Here is a 4,090-nt window from a genome sequence, read left to right as displayed (position 1 = left end):
TGCCGAAGGCAGCTTTGCGTCCCCAGAGGCTTTTCTGTGCCTTGGCTCTTTCCCCAATGGATCTTCTAAGAGAACCTCCGGTCAAGATGCTTCAGGTATGTCTTCACAGCTGAAGAGGTGTTCTTCAGCACTTTACGACTTATTCGGTCAAGTTCGCTTGTATCTTTACAAGCAACCAGATTGTCATAGTAATCTTTTGAGCACTCTATTCCGGAAAACATCGGCGTGTCCTCGTCGAGCAAAGTCTTGATTGATCGCTCGGTCTCGGGAAGAAGCCGCAATGCTTCCCTTCTCGTTGTTTTAGCCACGACTTCTAGGGATTTTGGATCGTTGGGCTCCGCGGTCTTGATCTCTTCAATGTACGTACCGTACTCTCTCCAAAGCCGGTAGCCTAAGTACCTGTCGTGGAATTTGTGGAATGTGCTTATCTTCTTGAACTGCCTCTTGTAAAGAAAAGGAATCTTGAGTACTTCGAAGAGGGTCCCCGGAGAGGTGTGGTACGGGGTTCCGCAGTCCTCGAGATAGTGAATGGCACGGGCCGCAAATCTCAGTGCCCAGTACCTGTCACCCTTTTGCATAGCTAGTTCGCTCATTTGATCGAAATGAAGGAATCTCTTTGTCACTTCGCCAAAGCGAAGTATGATGTGATACTCTTCATGTCGCCACATTCTGCTGCTTCCCATAAACCTTTGCAGTGGAGAGAGCTTTAGGTCTCTGTCCATTCCAAAATCAGGTTCATAAGAGTAGATGGTCATTATCTGCCAGGCGGGGGCTTTGCCCTCGATCGGCACCGAATTCTCGAAGAAATCCAACCGCAGCTCTTCGTCCGAATCGGAAAGGTACTGTCGCCCCAGATAATCTTCGAAGCCTCTCTCTGAAAGACTGTAAGGGCCTGGGTCTTCTTCTTCATAAGTATAAGGCGTAACCTCTACTTTCTCAGAGAGAAAGCCCTTGCACCTATCCAGACAGTAATAGGTCAGAACATCATGACCATCCATATCAGCTCTTTATGACCCATGCACTTTTCTTTGAGAAGAAAAGTTCGGTTTCCTTGCCTACAACGGGAAACTTTCTTTCAATCGGGTTGAAAGTCACTGCGTTCAACCTCTTTCCATCCGGAAGTTCTATCTCATATTCAACATTCGATCCGAGGAAGACATACTTCAAGACCTTCCCATTAAGAATATTGATCTTGTCTTCTTCCCTGTCAGAAAGGGATTCCGGTCTCAATACTATCCTAACACTGTCTCCGACAGCGAATTCACCTCCCTTACTGCCCACAAACCTCTTTCCCAGAGAGCTGCACAACACGGTCACTGAGTCGCCGTCGACAGATTCCACTTCCCCGTCGATGAAATTGACCCGTCCGATGAAATCTGCTACAAAACTGTTCTGTGGTCTGGCGTAGATATCAAACGGACTTCCTATTTGCATTACTTTTCCGTCGTTCATTACCACAATGACATCGGAAATACTCATCGCCTCTACCTGGTCGTGAGTAACGTACACACTGGTGATGTCAACCTCTTGCTGTATTCGACGGATTTCGAGCCTCATCGATTCCCTCAATTTCGCATCGAGATTCGAGAGCGGCTCATCAAAAAGAAGAACGCTCGGCTCCATAACAAGGCTTCTCGCCAATGCAACTCTCTGCTGTTGACCGCCGGACAGTTGATCTGGCCGTCTCTTTTCAAGACCCTTAAGACCCACCAGGTCTGTCATCTCCCGTATCTTTTTCTTCATGGTTTTCTTATCAAGTCTCTTCAGCTTCAGACCAAAAGCGATATTCTCCTCCACAGTTAGGTGAGGGAAGAGAGCGTAACTCTGGAAGACCATCGAAATGCTCCTCCTATTGGGAGGCAGGTTTGTGACGTCCTTCCCATCCAGCAAAACTCGACCATTTGTCGGAACTTCGAACCCGGCAATGATTCTCAATGTGGTCGTCTTTCCACATCCCGAAGGACCCAGGAGTGTTACAAGCTGCCCCTTTCCGATTTCTTGATCGAAGTCGTCAACGGCGACTGTTTCTGTACCATAACTCGTGAAGACTTTTCTAACATTTCTCAGAATCAGACTCATGTAATCACCCCTGTCCCGCCGTTCCACCGCTGGATAGACTAATTTTGTTCTTCAGGAAGATCTTCAATATAAGAATGAAGCTCATAATCATACCGATCAACAGCACAGAAAAGGCACATGCTTCCGATAGACGTCCGGAATCACTCTGACTCAGTATCTGAACTGTTATCAGGTTCCATCTGGCCGAAACAAGAAATATCGCCGCGCTGATTGCAGTCATCGCCCTTACAAAGGCAAAGACTAGAGCGGAGAAGAAGGCCGGCATAATAAGGGGCAGCGTCACTTTCGTGAAAACCTGCCTGTTATCTGCTCCAAGTGTATATGCCGCCTCTTCGATCGCAGGATCTACCTGGTTGAGCAAAGCAACACCCGACTGTATTCCAACGGGTATATATCTGAAGACGAAATTGAGAACGAGTATTGCCAAAGTACCAGTCAGCAGCAACGGAGGCTTGTTGAATGCAAGAATATAACCTATTCCGATTACTGTTCCCGGAACTGCGAAACTTAGCATTGAAGTGAATTCCATGACTCTTCTTCCGGGAAAGACTTTACGAACCAGAAGAAACGCGATTATCATGCCAAGAACGGCAGATATCGGTGTGGATGTGAAAGCAATAATGAGAGTGTCCTTGATTGCTTCCAGTCCAACATCAAAGACGTATCTGAAATTCTCGAGGGTGAAGGTGTTGTTCATCCCCCACGCCTTAACGAAAGCTCCCCAGAATATAGTTGCATAAATAGTCAGCGTGAAGACCGCAATTAACATACATAGGGAGAATAGAATCCATTTCACCGGTTTACTGACGCTTTTCAGGACGGAAGTCGTCGGTTTCCCTGTAACCGTGACGTACTTCTTCTTCCCTACCCAGTACTTCTGGATTACGAATGCCACTATGGAAGGGAATAGCAACCAGACCGCGAGGGCAGCGCCCCCTCTAGTATCAAACATTCCGGTTATTTGCAGGTATGCCTGAACTGAGAGCACGGGAAATTTGCTGCCTGCAAGAATCAAAGGATTTCCAAAGTCGGCGAGCGATTCTATGAATAGAACGAGCATTGTGCTGGCAATACCCGGAACCGACATCGGAAGAATTACTTTCCTGAAGGCCTGCCATCGATTTGCACCGAGATTGAAGGCGGCATCCTCAAGTGTCGGACTGATGGTTCCTATAACGCCGTCCAATGTGATGAAGGCAACCGGAAAAAAGCAGACCACCTGGGCCATCATGAGACCCCATAAACCGTACACCGGGAAATTCCTGATCCCGAATATCCCGGCGGTAATGATCCCGTTGAATCCGAATAGCATTATGATAGAAAGTGCGCCAATAAACGGTGGAAAGACTATCGGCAGAACGGCAACGGTTCTGAAAAAGCCCTTCAGCGGAATATCCGTTCTGTTAAGAGTGTAAGCAAACAGATACCCGACAAGCATTCCGAATATTGCCGTAAGGCTAGCCACCAAAAGGCTGTTGAAGAAGCCCTGCCTCATGTATCGATTCGAGAAGGCGTGGCTGTACGCGCTCAGGTCAAATCTGCCCTCCTTGTCGGTCATACTGACCGCGAAAACCCTGAATAGGGGATAGACAATGAATATTGCCAGGGCAGCGAATATCAGGACTATTATCAAAAGCAGAACTGGATCCCTAAGAAGATTCAGAAACCTATTTTTTGCTTCTTCTCCCCTTATAGCCACAGGACGACCTCCTATTAAAGAGGGGGATTTCTCCCCCTCAAAGCAAATCTAAGTGATCGTTAGTATGGAAGCACTTCGTTAATCCATCTTTCGATAAGTCTGGTCTTGTTTTCTGCAGCCCAGGATGGATCTACTGAAACAAGGTTAATGGTCGAAAGAGGCTGCAGACTGCCGAAGTCAACATCTGGCCTGATCGGGTAGAAGAAGGTTTTTTGATCAACCACCTGCTGCTGACCGGCTTTTGACACAACCCAGTCAATTAACTTCTGGGCATCGGTGAGATTCCTGGCACCCTTTAGAATCGAAACGGAT

Annotated in this window: 3 protein-coding genes and 1 pseudogene; all 4 read right to left on the bottom strand. The window is 47.4% G+C overall.

Annotated elements, in window-relative coordinates:
* Window positions 1–65: 65 nt before the first annotated feature.
* Complete coding sequence (locus B3N33_RS10595; RefSeq protein ID WP_292593299.1) at window positions 66–998, bottom strand: hypothetical protein; 933 nt, start codon at window positions 996–998, stop codon at window positions 66–68.
* A 1-nt stretch (window position 999) separates the two neighbouring features.
* On the bottom strand, window positions 1,000–2,079 hold the full coding sequence (locus B3N33_RS10590; protein ID WP_102819017.1) for an ABC transporter ATP-binding protein: 1,080 nt from the start codon (window positions 2,077–2,079) through the stop codon (window positions 1,000–1,002).
* Window positions 2,080–2,083: 4 nt separating this feature from the next.
* The gene (locus B3N33_RS10585) at window positions 2,084–3,778 is read right to left on the bottom strand and encodes an ABC transporter permease (protein WP_214078931.1); all 1,695 of its coding nucleotides are present in this window, start codon (window positions 3,776–3,778) and stop codon (window positions 2,084–2,086) included.
* Between the two features lie 59 nt (window positions 3,779–3,837).
* A pseudogene (locus B3N33_RS10580) lies at window positions 3,838–4,090 on the bottom strand (ABC transporter substrate-binding protein); the annotation flags it as partial.

It is taken from the genome of Mesotoga sp. UBA5825 (genome assembly GCF_002432955.1).
GTDB lineage: Bacteria > Thermotogota > Thermotogae > Petrotogales > Kosmotogaceae > Mesotoga.
This window is presented reverse-complemented; position numbering and strand designations above follow the sequence as displayed.

Bases quoted from the DNA above. Each gene is read 5' to 3' on its own strand.
- B3N33_RS10595 (WP_292593299.1), bottom strand. From the start codon at position 998: ATGGATGGTCATGATGTTCTGACCTATTACTGTCTGGATAGGTGCAAG.
- B3N33_RS10590 (WP_102819017.1), bottom strand. From the start codon at position 2,079: ATGAGTCTGATTCTGAGAAATGTTAGAAAAGTCTTCACGAGTTATGGT.